15 protein-coding genes are annotated in these 19,672 nt (G+C 62.3%); 5 read left to right on the forward strand and 10 right to left on the reverse strand.

Annotated features, from left to right (window positions below; translation table 11 throughout):
- Positions 1-5: 5 nt before the first annotated feature.
- From B348_RS0116940 to lexA, 5 genes are all read right to left on the reverse strand, one after another.
- Positions 6-1,706, reverse strand: a complete 1,701-nt coding sequence (locus B348_RS0116940) for an ATP-binding protein (protein WP_017737258.1) — start codon at positions 1,704-1,706, stop codon at positions 6-8.
- A 110-nt stretch (positions 1,707-1,816) separates the two neighbouring features.
- The gene (locus tag B348_RS0116945; RefSeq protein ID WP_017737259.1) at positions 1,817-4,888 is read right to left on the reverse strand and encodes an error-prone DNA polymerase; all 3,072 of its coding nucleotides are present in this window, start codon (positions 4,886-4,888) and stop codon (positions 1,817-1,819) included.
- Positions 4,885-6,300 carry a DNA polymerase Y family protein gene (locus tag B348_RS0116950; RefSeq protein WP_017737260.1) on the reverse strand — a complete coding sequence of 472 codons (1,416 nt, stop codon included), beginning with the start codon at positions 6,298-6,300 and terminating at the stop codon, positions 4,885-4,887. The genes B348_RS0116945 and B348_RS0116950 overlap by 4 nt, the downstream gene beginning before the upstream one ends.
- A 7-nt stretch (positions 6,301-6,307) precedes the next feature.
- Positions 6,308-6,922, reverse strand: a complete 615-nt coding sequence (imuA, locus tag B348_RS0116955; RefSeq protein ID WP_017737261.1) for a translesion DNA synthesis-associated protein ImuA — start codon at positions 6,920-6,922, stop codon at positions 6,308-6,310.
- A complete protein-coding gene (gene lexA, locus B348_RS0116960) occupies positions 6,922-7,539 on the reverse strand; it encodes a transcriptional repressor LexA (protein WP_017737262.1) in 618 nt (205 codons plus the stop codon). Before lexA ends, imuA begins: the two co-directional genes overlap by 1 nt.
- Before the next feature lie 234 nt (positions 7,540-7,773).
- Here lexA and B348_RS0116965 point away from each other — a divergent pair, with 234 nt between their 5' ends.
- Positions 7,774-12,477: an RHS repeat-associated core domain-containing protein gene (locus tag B348_RS0116965; RefSeq protein ID WP_050558321.1), complete on the forward strand. Its 4,704-nt coding sequence runs from the start codon at positions 7,774-7,776 to the stop codon at positions 12,475-12,477.
- Positions 12,401-12,814, forward strand: a complete 414-nt coding sequence (locus tag B348_RS0116970) for a hypothetical protein (RefSeq protein WP_157356516.1) — start codon at positions 12,401-12,403, stop codon at positions 12,812-12,814. Before B348_RS0116965 ends, B348_RS0116970 begins: the two co-directional genes overlap by 77 nt.
- 101 nt (positions 12,815-12,915) lie before the next feature.
- Here B348_RS0116970 and B348_RS0116975 read toward each other — a convergent pair whose 3' ends face one another.
- On the reverse strand, positions 12,916-13,503 hold the full coding sequence (locus B348_RS0116975; RefSeq protein WP_026136841.1) for an NUDIX domain-containing protein: 588 nt from the start codon (positions 13,501-13,503) through the stop codon (positions 12,916-12,918).
- Positions 13,504-13,618: 115 nt separating this feature from the next.
- On the opposite strand from B348_RS0116975, the gene B348_RS0116980 reads away from it, so the two are divergent.
- A complete protein-coding gene (locus tag B348_RS0116980) occupies positions 13,619-14,770 on the forward strand; it encodes a GGDEF domain-containing protein (protein WP_017737266.1) in 1,152 nt (383 codons plus the stop codon).
- Here the strand turns inward: B348_RS0116980 and B348_RS0116985 are convergent.
- The gene (locus B348_RS0116985) at positions 14,767-15,612 is read right to left on the reverse strand and encodes an SDR family NAD(P)-dependent oxidoreductase (protein WP_017737267.1); all 846 of its coding nucleotides are present in this window, start codon (positions 15,610-15,612) and stop codon (positions 14,767-14,769) included. The two genes, B348_RS0116980 and B348_RS0116985, sit on opposite strands and share 4 nt — an antisense overlap.
- Positions 15,613-15,774: 162 nt before the next feature.
- Here B348_RS0116985 and B348_RS0116990 point away from each other — a divergent pair, with 162 nt between their 5' ends.
- Entirely contained in the window at positions 15,775-16,701 is a 927-nt protein-coding gene (locus B348_RS0116990; protein WP_017737268.1) for an alpha/beta hydrolase, read from the forward strand.
- 192 nt (positions 16,702-16,893) lie between these two features.
- Here B348_RS0116990 and B348_RS0116995 read toward each other — a convergent pair whose 3' ends face one another.
- Positions 16,894-18,054: an alpha-hydroxy acid oxidase gene (locus B348_RS0116995; protein WP_017737269.1), complete on the reverse strand. Its 1,161-nt coding sequence runs from the start codon at positions 18,052-18,054 to the stop codon at positions 16,894-16,896.
- A gap of 121 nt (positions 18,055-18,175) precedes the next feature.
- Here B348_RS0116995 and B348_RS0117000 point away from each other — a divergent pair, with 121 nt between their 5' ends.
- A complete protein-coding gene (locus B348_RS0117000; protein WP_017737270.1) occupies positions 18,176-18,961 on the forward strand; it encodes a DeoR/GlpR family DNA-binding transcription regulator in 786 nt (261 codons plus the stop codon).
- A 59-nt stretch (positions 18,962-19,020) separates the two neighbouring features.
- On the opposite strand, the gene B348_RS0117005 is transcribed toward B348_RS0117000, so the two are convergent.
- Positions 19,021-19,227: a PLDc N-terminal domain-containing protein gene (locus B348_RS0117005; RefSeq protein WP_017737271.1), complete on the reverse strand. Its 207-nt coding sequence runs from the start codon at positions 19,225-19,227 to the stop codon at positions 19,021-19,023.
- 84 nt (positions 19,228-19,311) lie between these two features.
- The gene (locus tag B348_RS0117010; RefSeq protein WP_017737272.1) at positions 19,312-19,521 is read right to left on the reverse strand and encodes a DUF3079 domain-containing protein; all 210 of its coding nucleotides are present in this window, start codon (positions 19,519-19,521) and stop codon (positions 19,312-19,314) included.
- Between the last annotated feature and the right edge of the window lie 151 nt (positions 19,522-19,672).

Consider the following 19,672-nt stretch of genomic DNA (forward strand, 5'->3'; position numbering starts at 1 on the left):
CAACCTTATCGCGCGGTGAGCACGCTGCGGACCCGTTGCGTCAGGGCTTCGGGGCTGTAGGGTTTGCTCAGCAGATGAATGTCGGGGCTCAGCAGATGATTGCTGGAAAGAATGTCGCGGGTGTGGCCCGAGGTGAACAGTACCCCCACGGGCGGGCTCTGTGCACGGGCCCAGTCGGCCAGGTCGGTGCTTTTGACGCGGCCTGGCATGACCACGTCGGTAAAAATCAGGTCCGGCAGCAAGCCGCCTTGCAACGCCTGCATGGCGCGGTCGCCGTCTTCGGCGGTGAGCACGGTGTAGCCCGATTGTTGCAGCAGTTCGACCACGGTCAGGCGCACGCCTTCATTGTCTTCCACCACCAGGATGGTTTCCTGGCCGCCGGCAGGCAGCACCTGGTCGATGTGCACATCGAGGCTTTCCGGTTCCAGGCTGTGGGGGAAATACATCTGCACCACCGTGCCCTTGCCCTCCTCGCTCCACATCTCCACATGCCCGCCGCTTTGGCGCACAAAGCCAAACACCATGCTCAGGCCGAGGCCGGTGCCGTGGCCCTCGCGCTTGGTGGTGAAGAACGGCTCGAACGCACGCTTGAGGGTGACCGGCGACATGCCAACCCCCGTATCGGTGACCGCCAGGCGTACGTACTCGCCAGGCTTGATGCTTTTACCTGCACAATCGGCGGGGTTGAGGATGATGTTTTCCCCGGTGATGCGGATCACGCCCTCGCCTTTCATCGCGTCGCGGGCGTTGATTGCCAGGTTGAGCAGCGCATTTTCCAGTTGGTTGCGATCGACATTGATAAACCAGGCATCCTGGGGCATCTGCACGTCGATATGGATGGTTTCCCCCAGCGCCCGCTGCAGCAACTCCCCCAAGCCCGCATAGATGCGCTGCGGGTTGTACACCGCGGGCGACAACGGTTGGCGCCGGGCAAACGCGAGCAGTTGCGCCGACAGCTTGGCCCCGCGCTCCACCGCCGCAATCGCCGCCGCCACGCGACGCTGCACCTGTACGTTGTCCGGCTCGTGGCGCGCCAGCAGGTGCAGGTTGCCGGCGATCACTTGCAGCAGGTTATTGAAGTCGTGGGCCACGCCGCCGGTGAGACCGCCGATGGCTTCCAGTTTCTGCGACTGGCGCAACTGCTCCTCGGCGGCGGAGCGCGCCTGCACTTCGTCGGCCACGCGCTGTTCAAGATTATGGGTGAGTTCCTGGCGCAGGCGCTCGGAATGCACGTGTTCGGTGGTTTCGACCACAATCGCCAACACCCCGGCCGGCTGCTGTTGATCGCCGGCGACCGGGCTGTAGTAGAGGTCCAGCCACACGGTTTCCGGCTGGCCGTTGCGCAGCAATACCAGGTCCTTGTTGTTGAACGACAAGGTGCCGCCCGCCAGGCAGGTGTCCACCACATGCCGGTTGAAGTCGGCGACTTCCGGCCAGCCCAGCTCCACCGGCGTGCCCAGCAGGTACGGGTGGCGGCCGCCGGCAAAGCGCGAATAACTGTCGTTGTAGATCATGTAGCCCAGCCGCCCCCACAGCATCACCATGGGCACGGGGGACGCCAGCAACATCTGCACGTTGCAGGCCAGGCTGGTGGACCAGCGGTCAATCGGCCCCAGGTCGGTGGCCGACCAGTCGAACGCGCGAATGCGCTCGGCCATTTCACCGGCCCAGCCTTCGCAGCCGTGGGGGTTGGATAAAAACTGCATCGGTTGGCTCTGTGCGCAAAGAAGACATCGTCAAGTTTTTGGAGCGCTGCAAACGCAGATGGTTTCACCGCATCTACGTTAGGCGCTAAACCGCACAGGCACCACCGCCCTCAGTGAAAATCCCGGCTGCGCACAGGAATCCCGTCCAGCAGCGGCGTAAGGTCGGTCAAGCGCCCGGCGATCAGGTGCCGCACCTCGCCCACCGCTTCCCAGCGCCCGTCCACTTTCAGCAGGCGCGAGCCCACCAGCGCCTGGCGTTGGCGCTCGGCGAGGTCGCGCCAGACCACCACATTGAGGTTGCCGAACTCGTCCTCCAGGGTGACAAAGGTCACCCCGCTCGCCGTGCCGGGGCGCTGACGACCGGTGACCAACCCCGCCACGCTGACAGTGCGCCCATGCTCCACCGCCATCAGCTCCTCGGAACTGCGACAGCGCCGCTTGCGCAGTTCGGCGCGCAGCAATGCCAGCGGATGCGGGCCCAGGGTGGTGCCGACCGTCGCGTAGTCGGCCTGCACGTCCTCGCCCACCGTCGGCACTGGCAGTTCCACCACTGCCTCGTCGGGACTTGGCAAACCCGCAAACAGCCCGAGCTGCTTGTGCACCCCGGCCACCTCCCAACGCGCCGCATGCCGGTTGCCCGCCAAGGCACGCAAGGCGCCGGCATCGGCCAGCAAGGCCTGGGCCCGGGCATCCAACCCGGCACGTTCGTCGAGATCGGCAATGTCACTGAACAGGCGACGTTGGCGCACCGCCTCGATGCGCCGCCCATCCTCCTCGCGAAACCCCGCGATCATGCGCAAGCCCATGCGAATCGCCGGTTGCGCGCCGTCGATGGGTTCCAGGCTGCAATCCCAGTCACTGGCCAGCACATCCACCGGGCGGATCTGCAAGTGATGGCGCCGCGCGTCTTGCAGGATCTGGTCCGGGCTGTAGAAGCCCATGGGCCAGCTGTTGATCAGCGCACAGGCGAAGGCCGCCGGTTCGTGGCACTTGAGCCAGCAACTGGCGTAGGTCAGCAAGGCGAAACTGGCCGCGTGGGATTCGGGAAAGCCATAACTGCCAAAGCCCTTGATCTGCTCGAAGATCTGCGCGGCGAAGGCTTCGCTGTAGCCGTTTTTCAGCATGCCCGTGCGCAGGCGCGCCTGATGCGGTTCCAGGCCGCCGTGACGTTTCCACGCGGCCATGGAACGGCGCAACTGGTCCGCCTCGCCGGGGCCGTAATCGGCGGCAACCATGGCGATCTGCATGACCTGCTCCTGGAACAGTGGAATGCCCAGGGTGCGTTCCAGCACCGCTTTCAACTCCGGTGAGGGATAGGTGGTTTCTTCCTCTTTATTCCGCCGCCGCAGGTACGGGTGCACCATGCCGCCCTGGATCGGCCCCGGGCGCACAATTGCCACTTCAATCACCAGGTCGTAGAACGTCTGCGGTTTCAGGCGCGGCAACATCGACATCTGCGCCCGCGACTCGATCTGGAATACGCCGATGGTGTCGGCCTTGCTGATCATCGCGTAGGTGGCCGGGCATTCCTTGGGAATGCTCGCCAACGCCAGGTCCAGATGACGATGGCGGCGCAACAGGTCGAAGCAGCGGCGGATCGCACTGAGCATGCCGAGGGCAAGGATATCCACCTTGAGCAGGCCGACGGCGTCGAGGTCGTCCTTGTCCCACTGGATGATGGTGCGCTCGGCCATGGCCGCGTTTTCCACCGGCACCAACGTGTCCAGCGGGTATTCGGAAATCACGAAGCCGCCGGGGTGCTGGGACAGGTGCCGGGGGAAACCGATCAATTGCTGGGTCAGCGTCAGCACGCGGCGCAGGATCGGGCTGTCCGGGTCAAAGCCGCCCTCGCGCAGACGCTCCAGGGGCGGCGCTTCGTCGCTCCAGCGCCCGCAGCACTCGGCCAGGGCGTTGACCTGATCCGGCGGCAAGCCCAGGGCCTTGGCCACGTCGCGCACCGCGCCGGCGCCGTGGTAACTGCTGACCACCGCCGTCAGCGCCGCGCGCGTGCGGCCGTAGCGCTGGAACACGTATTGCAGCACTTCTTCGCGGCGCTCGTGTTCGAAGTCCACGTCAATGTCCGGCGGCTCGTTGCGTTCGCGCGACAGGAAGCGCTCGAACAGCATGCTCGTCAGGCTCGGGTTGATCTCGGTGATCCCCAGGGCAAAACACACCGCCGAGTTGGCCGCCGAGCCCCGGCCCTGGCACAGGATCGAACGGCTGCGGGCGAAGCGCACGATGTCGTGAACGGTGAGGAAGTAGCTTTCGTAGCCCAGCTCGCTGATCAGTTGCAGCTCGTTGTTGATCTGCTGCAAGGTCTTTGCATCGATACCCTCGGGCCAGCGCTGGGCGATGCCCTCTTCGGTCACGGCGCGCAGCCAGGATTTGGCGTCATGGCCGGCGGGCACCAGTTCGCGTGGGTAGTGGTAGCGCAACTGGCTGAGGTCGAAGGTGCATCGACGGGCGATGGCGCAGGTTTCATCGAGCAAGGCTTGCGGGTACAACGCGGCCAGGGCGTCGAGGCTGCGCAGGTGCCGCTCGCCGTTGGGATGCAGGCGCGTGCCGGCTTCGGCCACCGGCACGTGATGGCGGATGGCGGTCATGGTGTCTTGCAGGGCGCGGCGGCCACGGGCATGCATGTGTACATCGCCGCAAGCCACGGCCGGGAGGTGCAGGCTGGCGGCCAGTTGCAGGCGTTGTTGCAAGTGGCGCGCATCGTCCTGGCCACAATGCAGCTGCACCGCAACCCATAGGCGGTCGGCGAAGGTGTGGCGCAGCCATTGGATATCGGCCTGGGTGTCGGTGTCTGTGGCGACCCACAGCGCCAACAGGCCGGGCAACGGCTGCTCGAAGTCCTCTCGCAGCAGGCGATAACTGCCCTTTTCGGCGCGACGCCGGGCCAGGGTGATCAAGCGGCACAGTTGCTGGTAGCCGCTGAGATTTTCCACCAGCAGCACCACTTTCGGGCCGTTGTCGATGCGCATCTCGCTGCCGATAATCAGTGGCAGCTCTACCGCCTTCGCCGCCTGCCAGGCGCGAACGATGCCCGCCAGGGTGCACTCATCGGTGATCGCCAGGGCGCTGTAGCCCTGTTGCTTGGCCCGTTCGAACAGCTCCAGCGCCGTGGATGCACCGCGCTGGAAGCTGAAATTCGACAGGCAATGCAGCTCGGCGTAACTCATGCAAACCAGCCTTGCAGCCACAGTCCATCATTCTGGCCCACGGTGCGATAGGCCCAGCCTTGCTGGCCGGCGCGGGTCTGGATCAGGTAATAGTCGCGGCGAATATCGGCGCCGTCCCACCAACCGGATTCGATACGCTCCGGCCCCATGAGGACCTGGAGGCCCTGCTCGGCGAGCAAGGTCGGCTCGCTCAGCAACCAGCCGGGGCGCTGCACTTTATCCAGGGTTGGGCTGGGGCGACAGTCGGCCGCCGCTTGCCAGGCGCATTCGGGGCGATGGTCGGCGTGAAAACGCAGGCCCTGCACCGCGTCATCCCCCAGCCGTGCACGCAGGCGTTCGCGCAATTGCTCCCACGGCAGGGTTTGTTGCGGGCGGTCGTCGAACAGATCCTGGCGTTGCGGCACAAATACCGGCAGGTCCTCGGCCACCAGGCGAAAACCGCGCACGGGCGAGGTGACTTGCACTTGCTCCAGGCGGCCACGGGCCAGTTCGAACAGCATCGCCGGTTCGCGCTCGGCGCTGAGCAGGCCGACCTTGATCACGCTGTCCGGCGCCTGGGCGTGTTCCAGGTGCAGGTCGAAACGCTGCACGCCACTGTCGCGCCCACAGAGGAAGGCGGACAGATCGCCGGTCAAGCGGCGCAAGGGAAACAGCAGCGCCTGATGGGATTGCACGTCGAAATTCAACTCGATGCGCACATCGAACTGATCCGGCGGCTGATAAAACGCCAGGGCCAACGGGCGCTGCCCGCTCAGGGCGTCCAGGTGCTTGAGCAGGCTGGCGTCAAAGCGTCGCGCCAGCGTATGCCGGGGCAACGCCTGCACCTGGGCCAGGGTGCGCAGGCCCATGCGCGACAAGGCCGTGGCTGCCTGCGGGTCGAGGCCGGCGCGGTCGATGGGCAGCGGCGCCAGGGCTTGCTGCAACTGCTCATCATCAGCCACGGCCAGGCCGTCGTAGAGATTGGCCAGCACCCGCGCTGCGGCCGGGTTGGGCGCGGCGACGATGCGGTGACGAAAGCCCAGTTCCGTCAGTTCCGCGCGCAAACGCGCTTCGAACTGCGGCCACGGGCCGAACAGGCCCAGGCTCGATTCGATCTCGAACAACAAGGCACGCGGGTAATACAGGCTGACCTGGGAGCTGAAACGGTAGGCCCAGGCCGCGAGGAATTGCTGCCAGCGCTCGATCTCGGCGGGGTCGTATTCGGCGCTGGCAAACGTCTTGGCCAGGGCATGGGCCGCCGTCAGCGACTGGCCGGGGCGCAGGCCCAGGGCGCGGGCGGCGTCATTGACAGTTTGCAGCACGCGGCGCTGCGGCGTGCCGGCCAGCAGGGCCAGTGGCTGGTCCGGCTCGGGGTGCACACGCTGCACCCCGTCCAGCGCCAATTGCGGGAAGACAATACACACCCAGCGCATGCCAACCTCAGTGCCCGGCCAGGGCAATCGGCGCCGGATGGGCCAGGCCGCCACGGCACTTGAGCACCCGCACTTGCGCGGGCCTGGTCTCGACCGCCAGGCGCAAGGCAGCGGGCGATGAATTGATCGCCTCGCTCAAAGAACGCCAGGCAAACGCCAGGGTCTGCCCGGTTTCCGCCGCCACCTGCAAGCGGCGCAACGCGCGATCATCGGCCTTGCGCGGCCAGCACAATACCGCGCCGCAACTGCCGGAACGCAGGCATTGCTCCACCGCCCACAGCGCATCACGTTCCTCGGCCTGGATCACCGAGAGCAGGCGCAGATCCACCCCGGCGTTCTGCCAGGCGTGGGGATACGGCGTGTAGGGCGGCGCCACCAACACAATGCGCTCGCCGGCCTTGGACAAGCGCGCCAGGGTCGGCAGGACCAGTTGCAACTCGCCGACGCCTTCCTTGGCCATGAGAATTTCACTCAAGGCCGCCTCCGGCCAACCGCCGCTGGGCAACACCGCGTCCAGCCCCGCCAGCCCGGTGGGATGCACACTGGCTGGCGGCGCGGCGGGCCGGCCTTTCCACACGCGGCCGCCATTGAACAGCGTGTCCAACGCAACGACGGCGCCCATCAGCCCTGCCTCACCAGGCCGCAGAACACCCCTTCGATCGCCAGGTCCTGGTCAGGCTTGACCACGATGGGTTGATACGCCGGGTTGCGCGGCAGCAAGCGCACGCTGTCGCCATGGCGCTCGAAACGCTTGATGGTCACTTCACCGTCCAGGCGCGCCACCACAATCTGCCCGTTCAAGGCTTCGGCACTGCGGCGTACGCCCACCAGGTCGCCATCGAGGATGCCGTCTTCGATCATCGAATCGCCCTGCACCCGCAGCAGGTAGTCCGGGGTTTTCGCAAAGGTGGCGGGGTCCAGCTGCAGGCGGCTGTGCACGTCGGCATCGGCGCCAATCGGCAAGCCCGCCGCGACGCGGCCGAGCACCGGCACATCCAGCCACTCGGGCCGCGCCGGCTGGTTGAGCAGGCGAATGCCGCGCGCCTGGTTGGGGTTGACCTCGATAAAGCCGGCTTCGGTCAACGCCAGCACATGCTTGCGCGCCACGCTGCGCGAGGCAAAACCGAACGCCTCGGCGATCTCGGCGAGGCTGGGGGGCTGGCCTTGTTGCGCGATACGGTCGCGGATAAAGGTCAGGATGGCGGTACGGCGGGGAGTGAGAGTCGTCATGGAGTACATTTGTACTCCTGTGGGAAATTTCTGACAATAGCCGCCAGTCGTATGGGGGCACACAAGGGCTGTTGAAACGTCCCACGCTACTGCCGGATTAGCTCTACTGCCCTGCCCTGGGAACCTCTGCAAAGTCTTTCGCCTGATTTCACCGTGCGAGGGAGTGCAGATGAGTGTTGTTGTGAGTGATGTGTCGTGATTTCCGCGACCAGCCAGGCGATTGGCTACCTGGTGCTGGCGGCCATGGATTCAACGACGCGGGACGTTGAATCCGTCATCAGCGACTTCAATCGCTGCCTCAATACCTACGACGTGTGGGCCGAGAGCTTTTTCAGCTTTTCGGCGCTGGATGTCGAGCAGGTGTTCAAGGTCGGCAATGAGGTGGCGCTCGTCGCGCCGGTCAACCGCTCCATCCTGCCCAGCAGCACCACCGCAACGTGCCCGGCCAACGGCACGTTGACCTTGGTGCATATGTTCCAGAGCGCGCGGTTCGTGCCCATTGGCAACACGCCGGTGATGCTGCAGCGCGTCGATCCGAACGGTGGTCCGCTGGGCGAACCTCTCCATAAGACCATCGGGCCCAGCGGCATTCTTGACGTCACCGAGTGTGATCGCAACCAGCCGTATCGGGTCAGTTTCTACCCCAACGTTTCCAAGGATCATGTCAAGGCGCTGTATGCGTCCTACCAATCGGTGATCACTCCGCTGGAAGGCTGGTTGCGCCGTGAATGGGCAACCACCTTCGAGCCGCTGTGGAAGGGTTACGCCGAAGCGCACTTCCTCAAGCGCTACCTCTCGTTGCACCACGCCTATGCACGCGGGTTTGGCGAGGCGCTGTATTCACTGTGGGACACCATCAGGCAAGTGTTCCTGTGGCTCTCGGACCCACTGGGCAATGCTGAAAAGCTCCTGCATTACCTGTCCCCGCAAGCCTTCGAAGCACTGCTGAACCTGAGCACCGAAACCCTTGCCAAGGGTTTGCTGATGCTCAGCGATGAGCCGTTGTTGTTTGTGTATCTGTCGGCAATGGTCAGCTGGATGCGCCTGTTGCCGCCGCCGTATATGAACGAGTTGCTGGGGGAAATCAGCGCCGAAGTCTTGATCAATCTGTTGCTGTGCCTTGCCACTGCCGGGATGGGGGTGGTGGTGCGCATGAGTGCCAAGGTGCTCGGCGGGATCAAGTCGAAGCGGGCGCGCAGGTGGTTGCAACACATGGCTGGCCAGTTCGGCAAGGCTCGCCTGGATGCGCATGTCGAGGCGTCGAAGCCTTTATTGCTGGGGAGTCCGGCCACTGCGATCAATGCTGTGCCAAGTGCGCAGTTGAAAGCAGGGACGGATTTGGTTTCCAACCCGGTTACAGCTGTGCGGGGCAAGTCCAGGCAGCAGACGGTGTTGGTGAAGCACGAGCCCGTCGACGATGTGCCCGCTTCGGGGAAAAATCCGAATGGTGATGCCGCGGCTTCTGCGGACAAGACCGCCACCAACGGCTGCCCGGTGTCGATGGTCACCGGCGAGGAATTGCTCACCCTCACTGACGGTACGTTGGACGGGATTCTGCCGTTTGAGTGGACGCGGTTGTACCGCACCAGTGCGGTGGACGTGGAGTGCGGGTTGGGGTTTGGCTGGAGCCATTCGCTGGCCCACAGGCTTTGTGTTTCGGGCGATTCGGTGGTGTGGACGGATCATGAAAACCGCTCGACGGTTTTGCCCTTGCCTACGATTTCTCGGCCGGCCATCACCAATAGCCTAGCCAAAGCGGCCATTTATCTAGGTACTTTGCCTGACGAGTTGGTACTGGCGCAGGCGTCGCGGTTCTACCACTTTCGTGAGGGTTTGCTGACAGCCGTCAGCGATGCGTATGACAACCGGCTGCGGATTTCCCGGGATGTGTTGGGGCGTATTGAGCGGTTGGACAACGGTGTCGGGCGTTCGCTGTGTTTGCGGTATTCGGCCGACCGTATCGTGGCGGTGGATTACCAGATTCAACGGGCCGAGGGTTCTGATCCCTACGTCTGGGTGACCGAGTACAGCGTTGTTTCCTACGCCTATGACGAGCTTGGCCGGTTGGTGTCGGCGACCAATGCCGTAGGCGAAAGCGAGGTTTATCGCTACGACGATCAGCATGTGATCCTTGAGCGTGGGTTGGCCGGTGGGGCGAGTTTCTTTTGGGAGTGGGAACGTTCTGGCAAGGCTGCGCGATGTGTTCGCCATTGGGCGAGCATTACGCAGATGGACACGCGCTATGCCTGGGAGGACGACGGGCGGGTCACGGTGTTTAACGCCGATGGTAGCCAGGAGGTTTACGTCCACGACCAGCGCGCGCGGTTGGTGCAGCGGGTTGATCCAGATGGCGCAACGCATTTCAAATCCTACGACGACAAGGGCCGGCTGACGGTCGAGCAAGACCCGCTGGGGGCAGTGACGGCGTATCAGTACGACGACGCCGGACGCTTGGTGGCGCTGTTTCCCGGGGATGATGAGCCGACCTCCTACGAGCATGACAACGGCTTCGTACGGGTTGTGCGGCGTGGTGAAGCGGTTTGGAAGCACGAGCGTAATGATCAGGGCGATGTCACGCGCAGGACTGATCCCGATGGCAGCGTTACGGACTACAGCTACAACAAATACGGGCAGCTGACCGGAGTTTGGTATCCCGATCACAGTTGCCATCGGCTGATGTGGAATGAACGTGGCCAGCGGGTTGAGGAACAGTTGCCAGATGGCTGTATCAAGCGCTATCGCTATGACGATGTTGGCCGGCAGGTTGCGCACGAGGATGAACACGGAGCGCTGACCCAGTACCAGTGGGACGGCGTGGGTCGGTTGATTCGTGTGGTCCTGCCGGGCGGAGCAACGCGGGAATACAGCTACAACGCCTACGGAAAAATCACCTCCGAGCGGGATGAACTGGGTCACGTCACCCGCTACGAATACGCCGATGGCCTACACCTCATCAGTCGGCGGATTAACGCTGACGGCACCCAGGTCAAATACCGCTACAACAACGCCCGGCTACTGCTGACCGAGATCGAAAACGAAGTCGGCGAGACCTACCAGCTTGATTACCACCCCAACGGCCTGATCCAGCAGGAAACCGGCTTCGACGGCCAACGCACGTCCTACCTCTACGACCTCAACGGCAACCTGCAGGAAAAAACCGAACACGGCGATGACGGCAGTCAGCTCGTCACCCGTTACGAACGCGACTTCGCCGGCCGCCTCGTACGAAAAACCCTGCCCGACGGCAACACCGTCGATTACACCTACGACCGCCAAGGCAACCTCCTCGGCGTCGAAGACGGCCACTGGTCATTGGCCTACGAATACGACCAACAAAACCGCCTCACCGCCGAACACCAAGGCTGGGGCACCTTGCGTTACGGCTACGACGCTTGCGGCCAACTGCAACACCTGCGCCTGCCCGACAACAACCGCGTCACCTTCAACCACGCCAAAGGCGGCCATCTCTCGACCGTAGAGTTGAATGGAGAAACGCTCACTTCACACTTCTTCGACACAGGCCGCGAACATCAGCGACGCCAAGGAAAACTACTCAGCAGTTACCAATACAACGAGCAAGGACACCTCTTCAATCACGGGGTATGCAATGTCGAAAATGCCCTTTACCAGCGCCAATACGACTACGACAAAGCCGGCAACCTGACCCGTATTTACGATACCCGCAAAGGCGAACAGCACTACCACTACGACCCACTTAACCGCCTTACCAGCGTCAACCAAGAGCAATTCGCCCACGACCCAGCGGGCAACCTGCTGATGCAAAACCGCCCCGGCCCTGACATCGTCGCGGGCAACCGGTTGATGATCCAGGGGGATCGGCACTACGACTATGACGCGTTTGGCAACCTGATCCGGGAGAGACGCGGCAAAGGCCAGCAACTCGTCACCGAATACCGCTATGACTGCCAGCATCGGCTGATCGGCGTTACTCAACCGAACGGACAAACCGCCAGCTACCGCTACGACCCGTTTGGTCGACGCATCAGCAAAACCGTTGACGGCCTGACAACAGAATTCTTCTGGCAAGGCGACAAACTGATCGCCGAACACCATGCGAACTGCCATCGCAGCTACCTCTACGAACCCGACAGCTTCCGCCCACTGGCCCTGCTGGAAGGCTTCGGCCCCAAAGCCACCCAGCCCTACCACTACCAACTGGACCACCTCGGCACACCCCAGGAACTGACAAGCCCCGACGGCGACATCGTCTGGTCCGCCCACTACCGCGCCTACGGCGAAATCACCCGCCTCGACGTCGGAACAATCGACAACCCGTTGCGTTTCCAGGGCCAGTACTTCGACCAGGAAAGCGGGCTGCACTACAACCGGCATCGCTACTACAATCCCGATATTGGTCGCTACCTGACGCCGGACCCGGTGAAGTTGGCGGGAGGGATCAATGGGTATCGGTATGTGCCTAATCCTACGGGGTGGATGGATCCGCTAGGACTAACCCATTGTCCGGGAGGGAACGGATGTAGGCCGGATGATGAAACTGGGGAGCCTACAGAAAAATCCAAGGTTGACCCAGACGAACCGCACACGCCAATAACCTCGAAGCGAGCAACTGAGTTTGCATCTGAAGAAAAACTCATCGCTCATTACGAGAAGCACGGTGCAGAATTCAAGTCCGGGACCAGCCACGAGTACCTACTCACTGCACGGCACGTAGTGGATAGCGGGATTCCAGTCCACTACGCTTACAAAGGCCGCCCCACAACAGGGTATGTTTTACTTTTAGGTTCAAATAGGTCAGGCGAAGCGAAATTTGCTTTTGCCGGAACCAACCAGAACGGTCAAATTACGACCCTTCACACCAAAAGCGGAAGAGATTTCTGGAGAACAATAAATGGCGATTCCAATGATAAAACCATTAGACCCCATACTAAGCACGATCAAGCAAGCAACGGTGGTAGCAATCGATGAACTCATCGACGAAGAGGTCACGCTACTCATTGACGGAGCGTTAGTCACGTGCTTCGCCAGCTACTGCCCATACGAAATCGAAGTAGGGATGACTTATGCCGTTGAACTGACCTTATATTTATCTGAGCATTACGAGGCCCAAAAAATCAGTTCAACCAACGTTTTGATCGAGCGAATAGATAACAGTTTTGCTTATGCTCTCTACGGAACATTAAACAACAACACCTTCAACACTTTTACGTTATTGACGGTTGATGGGATCCACCATGACCACCCAGACCTTAACGACTCACTTATAAAATTAACGGTAGAACGAATTGATGTGGCCTTTCTATAAGCGCTACAACCGACACAACACCGCCCCACAGCTTGAGCTCACCAAAAAGCACAATCCGTGGGGCAAACAATCACCGATTCAAAACCAGCACAATCCTCCCCTCACCACCCCTCCTTCAACACCCTTAACTCCAAACACTGCAACAACATAATCGTCTTCCCATCCACAATCTCCCCGCTCTGCACCATCCCCAGTGCCTGCTCAAACCCCAACTCCAGCACCTCGATATCCTCCCCCTCCTCTTCCAACCCACCGCCCGAGCCCACTCGATCCCCCGGCTGATACTCGCCCAAAAAGAAGTGAATCCGTTCCGTCACCGACCCCGGGCTCATGAACGCCGCATACACCTTCTCCACATGCCCCACGCGATAGCCCGTCTCTTCCTCGGCTTCCAGGCGGATGCGTTCTTCGGGGCTGGCGTTGTCGAGCAGCCCGGCGGCGGTTTCGATCAGGTAGCCGGGGTAGTCGTTGACGAAGGTGGGCATACGGAACTGGCGGATCAGCAACACCGTGCGTTGGGCGCGGTTGTACAGCAGGATCGTCGCGCCATTGCCACGGTCGTACACCTCGCGGGTCTGGGCTTGCCAGCTGCCGTCGCGGCGGCGCAGGTCGAAGCTGTATTTCTTCAGCAGGTACCAGTTGTCCGAGAGGGTTTCCTCGGCGGTGATGCGAACGGGGCTGTTGTCCATGGTCAGGCCTTTGCTCAAAGGAGCCCGAGCATGTCGCGATGGCAAGGCCAGCGTCAAGCGCGCCGCTTGCGGCTACAATCGCGCGCCATAAAGGACTCTCTCCAGGTTTAAGGAAATGATGCTGCACATTCCGACGCTACTGATGGTGGCCGTGTTCGTGTTTTGCCTGATGGGTTTGCTCACGGTGCACGCGTGGAGCCGTGGCCGTGAGCCGACCCTGGGTTATCTGGGCAGCATGTTGTTGCTGGCGGCGCTGGGCACCGGGTTGCTGGTGGTGCGCGGCGTGGGCATGGACTATGTGGCCTTGGTGATCGGCAACGTGGTGCTGTTGCTCAGTGCCGCGATGAACTGGACCGCCATGCGCGCCTTTGTGCACCGCAAGCCCAACCTGCCGGGGATGTTCGCCGGGTGTGGCGTGTGGTTGCTGATGTGCCTGGTGCCGCAGTTCTATGGCTCGTTGTCGGCACGAGTGACCTTGTATTCGCTGCTGGCCGCCACTTATGGCGTGTTGTCGGCGCTGGAGCTGTGGCGCAAGCGCGACACCCTGGACGTCGCCTACACCCCCGCGCTGGTGCTGACCCTGTGGCACACCGGCTTCTACGTCATACGCGCTTTTACCGACCCCGGCCTGCCGATCAAAAACGCCCAGCTCTCGGGCGGCGAAGGCGTGCCGATTTTCTCGTTCATGTTGTTCGAGTCCATGCTGTACGCCATTGGCATCGCCTACGTCACCCTGGCGATGGTCAAGGAGCGCGCCGAGTTGCGCTTCAAGGCGGCGGCGTTCAGTGACGCGTTGACCGGTATCGGCAACCGCCGCGCCTTTATGCTCAAGGGTGAAAAACTGCTGGCGGACAGCACCCGCCGCCAGCAGAACGTGGCGCTGTTGCTGTGCGACCTGGATCACTTCAAGCGCTTGAACGACAGCTTCGGCCACCCCATGGGCGACCAGGCGTTGATCGCGTTCGCCCAGGTGACCCAGTCGATACTGTGCAAGGGCGATGTGTTCGCGCGTATTGGCGGCGAAGAGTTCGCCTGCCTGTTGGCCGAGAGTGATGACGCCGTCGCGTTCGACGTCGCCGAGCGCATCCGCCGGGCCTTTGCGCAGTTGGACCTGCTGGCGCCGGGGTTCCTCAGCGTGAGCATTGGCATTGTTACCACCAGCCAGGGCGGCCATGACTTGTCACACCTGTTGTCCCTGGCCGACCAGGCGCTGTACCTGGCCAAGGCGCAGGGGCGCAACCGGGTTCAGGTGGTGGAGACCGCCTAAACCTGTTTGATACGCGACCAGGCAGCGGCCACTTCTTCGGCGCTGCCCGCCTTGATCCGGGCCAGGTTGCGCGGGTACTCCACGCCGGGGTTTTCGGTGAAGCGCGTGGCGGTGAATTGGCCGTTGCTGGCGCGCAGGACGTAACCGGTGTCCTCGCACTGCGCCGATGCCAGGAACACCACCCCCGGCGTCACCCACTCCGGCTTGAGCTCGTCCGGTTCCTCGGTCACGCCCCACATGCGTGTCTTGGCCACCGGTGAGATCGCGTTGACCCGAATCCCCGCTTGCGCGCCTTCATGGCCCAGCGCATTCATGATCCCCAGTTGTGCCATCTTGCCGGCACTGTAGGCCACCAGGCCGGTCTGCTCGTACTGCGCGTACAGGGCGCGGTCGGAGGTGGTGAGGATGATGCGTGGCGCGCAGGATTGCAGCAGGTGTGGCCAGGCGTGCTTGCATAGCCACAGCGGGGCATAGAGGTTGATGTCCATGGCGCGTTGCAGGAACGCGGCGTCGAGGTCTTCGATGTTCTGGTAACCCACCCAGCCGGCGTTGTGAATCAGGATGTCGAGTTGGCCAAAGGCTTCGAGCGTCCCGTGGATCAGTTGCCGGCAACCGTCATCGGTGGACAGGTCGCCGCTGTGGCCGATCACGTTCAGGCCTTCTTCCTGCAGTGCGGCTGCAGCGGCCTGGGCTACTGTCGCATCGTTGCCGGAACCCACCGTGTCGGCGCCGATATCACTGATGACCACCCGTGCCCCGCACTGGGCCAGGGCCCGTGCATAGCTGAGCCCCAATCCGCGTGCACCGCCGGTGACGATGGCTGTCTTGCCGGTGAAATCCATATGCTTGCCCTCCTGTTTGGCCGACCACCCTAACAATCCCTGCACGCATTGTTCAATGCTGTAACACTTTGCAAGCAATCCCCGTTTACGACTGTCGAATTAATTCCTGCCTGCACGGGCCATCTGTTAAAACCCCTGCTTCACCTTTGCCCTGGAACCTTCATGTCTTCACGTTTTCTGTCGCGCCTGCGCCTGCGCTGGTTGCCCTTGTTGTGCATGGCGCTGTTGATCGTCGGCCTGCCGGTGGGTTGCAGCGTGCTGCAACAAAAAGAACGCGAGCTGGTGTTTCGGATCGAGCCGGGCACCGCCGGCTGGTACACCGGCCTGCCCAAGGCCGTGCAGGAGTTCGAACTCAAGCCCGCCAGCTTCAAATCGGGGCAGAACATCCATGCCTGGTGGTACCCGGCGGCCGAGAAGGACGCGCCTGCGATCCTCTACCTCCACGGCGTGCGCTGGAACCTTACCGGGCAACTGTTTCGCATCGAGCAATTGCACGCCCTGGGCTACTCGGTACTGGCCATCGACTATCGCGGTTTCGGCCAGAGCCACGGCGAGCTGCCGTCGGAAACCACGGTGTACGAAGATGCGCGCATCGCCTGGGAGCGCTTCCAGACCCTGCAACCCGACCCGAGCAAACGCCTGATCTACGGGCATTCCCTCGGCGGTGCAGTGGCCATCGACCTCGCAGCCGAACTGGGCAAGCAGGTGCCGCTGCCGGTGCGCGGGCTGGTGATCGAATCCACCTTTACCTCGTTGGCGGATGTCGCCACCGCCGTGGCGAATACCTCGTTGCCGGTGCGCTGGTTGCTGTCGCAGAAGTTCGATTCCATCGACAAGATCGCCGACATCCATATGCCGCTGCTGGTGGTGCATGGCCTCGATGATCGCTATGTGCCGCCGCGCTTCAGCGAGCAATTGTTCAACGCCGCCCAGGAACCCAAGCGCTTGTTGCTGGTGCCCGGCGCCAGCCATAACAACAGCATGAGCCTGGCCGGACGCAGCTATGGCCAGGCGTTGGACAAATTGATGCAGGCAGAGATGCCCCCTCAGGTGGTGACGCACTCCACAGGCCGCATCGGCGACTCGTAAAAGCGCTTTTCGGCACTGGGTTCGCGCTTGCGTGTCAAGCGCAAACCCTGGCCATACTGGCCCGCGCCGAAAGTTGATCAAATATTAACCTTTGGTTAAATCGCCATACCTGCCGGGGTCTTGCAAAGTTATCCACAGAGATACCCACGGTTTTCGTGGACAACTCTTTTTACTTTTTTACGATTTTTTTGCTCAGTAAATGCTTTCGGGAAATGTACCCGGCAGCAAAATCTCGCGATTCACATCGCGTATATCCTTATAGCCACACAGGGCCATCGACACGTCCAGTTCGCGGGCGATGATGTCGAGGGCCTTGGTCACGCCCGCCTCGCCCATTGCGCCCAAACCATACAAGTGCGGGCGCCCGATCATGGTGCCTTTGGCGCCCAGTGCTATCGCCTTGAGCACGTCCTGGCCGGAACGGATACCGCCATCGAGCCACACCTCAATGCGTTCCCCCACCGCTTCGACAATCGCCGGCAATTGGCTGATGCTCGACGGTGCGCCGTCCAGTTGACGGCCACCGTGATTGCTCACCACCAGCGCGTCCGCGCCGGCATTGGCCGCCAGCCGGGCGTCTTCCACATCGAGGATGCCCTTGATGATCAGCTTGCCGCCCCAGCACTTCTTGATCCACTCCACATCGTCCCAGCTCAGGCGCGGGTCGAATTGCTGGGCGGTCCACGACGACAGCGAACTCATGTCCGCCACGCCTTTGACATGCCCGACGATATTGCCGAAGCCCCGGCGCTTGGTGCCGAGCATACCCATCACCCAGCGCGGCTTGGTGGCCATGTTGAGGATATTCGGCAAGGTCAGCTTGGGCGGCGCCGACAGGCCGTTGATCAGGTCCTTGTGGCGTTGCCCGAGGATCTGCAGGTCGAGGGTCAATACCAATGCGTCCACGCCAGCGGCCTTGGCCCGCTCGATCAGTTGCTCGATAAAGCTGCGGTCGCGCATCACATACAACTGGAACCAGAACGGCTGGCCGACGTGTTCGGCGATGTCTTCCAGCGAGCAGATGCTCATGGTCGACAAGGTATAGCGCAGGCCAAACGCGGCGGCGGCGCGGGCGGTGAGAATCTCGCCATCGGCATGCTGCATGCCGGCCAGACCGGTGGGCGCGAGGGCCACGGGCATCGCCATGTCCTGGCCGATCATGGTGGCGCGGATCGAACGCTCGTCGATATTGCGCGCCACGCGCTGGCGGAATTTGATGCGGGCAAAATCGCTTTCATTGGCCCGGTAGGTGCTTTCAGTCCAGGAGCCGGAATCGGCGTAGTCGTAGAACATCCTGGGGACACGTTTTTGCGCCAGTTTGCGTAAATCTTCGATGGTGGTGATCAACGACATCTGAGTGACCTCTCCCTGAGCTGAACACAGAGAGTAACCGCCCATCGGCGGCGCAACCAGCCATTGCGTTTACATCGGCGGACGACTAATCTCGCACAAAACCGCATAAAGGCGCACAAACATGCACGACACCCACGCCGCCATCGACCTGCCTTCGTTGCGCAAACAGAAGATCCTGTTGCTGCTGGAGCGCGACGGCAAAGTCACCGCCGCCGACTTGGTGGAGCACTTTGCCGTGTCCCCGGACACCATCCGCCGCGACCTCGGCGAACTCGCCGCCGCGGGCCTGCTGCAACGTGTCCACGGCGGCGCCCTGCCCCGGCCCAAGGACACCGGCAAGGATTTCTTCACCCGCGTCGGCGAGACCAACGCCGCCAAGCGCCACCTCGCGCAACTGGCCGCCGACCGGGTCGAAGACGGCCAGATCGTGCTGTTCGATTCCGGCTCGACCACCTTGCAGATCGCCCAGTCACTGCCGCGCTCGATCCGCCTGACCGTGGTCACGCCGTCGCCGATGATTGCCATCGCGCTGGCGGACCATCCCGACGTGAAAGTGATCCTCGCGGGCGGCCAACTCAACCCGGCCACCTTGTCCACCAGCGGCCACGAAGCCGTGCGCCTGATTCAAGGCGTGAAGGCCGACCTGCTGTTTACCGGCGTGTGCGCGCTGCACCCGCAGGTCGGCATCACCTCCCTGCATTTCGATGAAGTGGCGGTCAAGCAAGCCCTGCTCGACAGCGCCTCCCAGGTGATCGCGGTGACCATGGCGGACAAGCTCGGCGCGGTGGAACCCTTTGTGGTAGCGCCGTGCAGCCGCATTCACACGCTGATTACCGAGTGGCATGTGCCGAGCGTGGAGGCTTATGAGCAGTTGGGGATGGAAGTGCTGCGGGTGGAAGTCGAATAGGTCATCACCCCTGAATGAAAACCGGCGCCTCAGAGGCGCCGGTATTATTCATGTACGTCTCAGCCTTTGCGATGCTCCGGCATCTGGCGTTTGGGCCCGAACATCGCCCAGGCAATCAAGCCCAGCAGCGGCACGAAGATCAGGATCACCAGCCACAAGCCCTTGCTCTCCCAGCCCCCCGTGCTGCGCAATACGGTATTGATCGCCCACAACTCCAACACCAGCAGAATCACGGCCAAACCGATCCAGATATATTGAATTTCCATGCTTCACCTCCCAGGTCGTATGGGTTAGGTCAAGCATCGGCCGTGAGGGTTCATTAAAAGTTCTGCGACAAGGAAAAAACCCCCTCAGGCCACTGACGGTTCATCGGTCACTGGCGGCTCGGGGGCAAGGCCCCAATCGCCGTGCTCGTACCAGTCATCCCCGAGCATCTCCGCCGGGTGCATGGTGCGGTCGGCGCCATTGCCGCAGGCCAGGTCGGCCGTAGCGCAATAGCGATCACAGCCCCAGCAGATACGCTCGGGGTGCTTGGGGTGCAGCGGGAAAGGCTTGGCCATGATGAGGTTTCCTGGCGGCGAGCAATCACTGCAACTTACGCTTATCGCCTAAGCCGGACCTTGACCAACATCAAGCTGACCAGACCCAAAGTACCTGATACATACAAATCCAAATGTGGGAGCTGGCTTGCCTGCGATAGCGCCCTGTCAG

This window comes from Pseudomonas sp. CBZ-4, assembly GCF_000346755.1.
In the GTDB taxonomy this organism is placed as follows: Bacteria; Pseudomonadota; Gammaproteobacteria; order Pseudomonadales; family Pseudomonadaceae; genus Aquipseudomonas.

Excerpts from the sequence above, each read along its gene's own strand:
- B348_RS0116940 (WP_017737258.1), bottom strand. The coding sequence starts at position 1,706 with ATGCAGTTTTTATCCAACCCCCACGGCTGCGAAGGCTGGGCCGGTGAA.
- B348_RS0116945 (WP_017737259.1), bottom strand. The coding sequence starts at position 4,888 with ATGAGTTACGCCGAGCTGCATTGCCTGTCGAATTTCAGCTTCCAGCGC.
- B348_RS0116950 (WP_017737260.1), bottom strand. The coding sequence starts at position 6,300 with ATGCGCTGGGTGTGTATTGTCTTCCCGCAATTGGCGCTGGACGGGGTG.
- imuA (WP_017737261.1), bottom strand. The coding sequence starts at position 6,922 with ATGGGCGCCGTCGTTGCGTTGGACACGCTGTTCAATGGCGGCCGCGTG.
- lexA (WP_017737262.1), bottom strand. The coding sequence starts at position 7,539 with ATGTACTCCATGACGACTCTCACTCCCCGCCGTACCGCCATCCTGACC.
- B348_RS0116965 (WP_050558321.1), top strand. The coding sequence starts at position 7,774 with ATGGATTCAACGACGCGGGACGTTGAATCCGTCATCAGCGACTTCAAT.
- B348_RS0116970 (WP_157356516.1), top strand. The coding sequence starts at position 12,401 with ATGGCGATTCCAATGATAAAACCATTAGACCCCATACTAAGCACGATC.
- B348_RS0116975 (WP_026136841.1), bottom strand. The coding sequence starts at position 13,503 with ATGGACAACAGCCCCGTTCGCATCACCGCCGAGGAAACCCTCTCGGAC.
- B348_RS0116980 (WP_017737266.1), top strand. The coding sequence starts at position 13,619 with ATGATGCTGCACATTCCGACGCTACTGATGGTGGCCGTGTTCGTGTTT.
- B348_RS0116985 (WP_017737267.1), bottom strand. The coding sequence starts at position 15,612 with ATGGATTTCACCGGCAAGACAGCCATCGTCACCGGCGGTGCACGCGGA.
- B348_RS0116990 (WP_017737268.1), top strand. The coding sequence starts at position 15,775 with ATGTCTTCACGTTTTCTGTCGCGCCTGCGCCTGCGCTGGTTGCCCTTG.
- B348_RS0116995 (WP_017737269.1), bottom strand. The coding sequence starts at position 18,054 with ATGTCGTTGATCACCACCATCGAAGATTTACGCAAACTGGCGCAAAAA.
- B348_RS0117000 (WP_017737270.1), top strand. The coding sequence starts at position 18,176 with ATGCACGACACCCACGCCGCCATCGACCTGCCTTCGTTGCGCAAACAG.
- B348_RS0117005 (WP_017737271.1), bottom strand. The coding sequence starts at position 19,227 with ATGGAAATTCAATATATCTGGATCGGTTTGGCCGTGATTCTGCTGGTG.
- B348_RS0117010 (WP_017737272.1), bottom strand. The coding sequence starts at position 19,521 with ATGGCCAAGCCTTTCCCGCTGCACCCCAAGCACCCCGAGCGTATCTGC.